The following is a 440-nucleotide window of genomic DNA, read 5'->3' as shown; positions in this document are numbered from 1 at the left end:
GACTACAAGGGTATCTAATCCTGTTTGCTCCCCACGCTTTCGAGCCTCAGCGTCAGTTACAGTCCAGAGAAGCGCCTTCGCCACTGGTGTTCTTCCTAATCTCTACGCATTTCACCGCTACACTAGGAATTCCCCTTTCCTCTCCTGCACTCTAGACTTCCAGTTTGAAATGCAGCACCCAGGTTAAGCCCGGGTATTTCACATCTCACTTAAAAATCCGCCTACGCTCCCTTTACGCCCAGTAAATCCGGACAACGCTCGCCACCTACGTATTACCGCGGCTGCTGGCACGTAGTTAGCCGTGGCTTCCTCCTCAGGTACCGTCATTATCGTCCCTGAAGACAGAGCTTTACAACCCGAAGGCCGTCATCACTCACGCGGCGTTGCTGCATCAGGGTTTCCCCCATTGTGCAATATTCCCCACTGCTGCCTCCCGTAGG

General features: G+C 53.6%; 1 rRNA gene. It reads right to left on the bottom strand.

The features are described 5' to 3' along the window. Positions 1–440, bottom strand: a 16S ribosomal RNA gene (locus PGH32_RS24615); the annotation flags it as partial.

Source organism: Erwinia sp. SLM-02 (genome assembly GCF_037450285.1).
Lineage (GTDB): Bacteria > Pseudomonadota > Gammaproteobacteria > Enterobacterales > Enterobacteriaceae > Erwinia.
The sequence above is the reverse complement of the archived record's forward strand: the minus strand, read 5'-3'. Positions and strand labels throughout refer to the sequence as shown.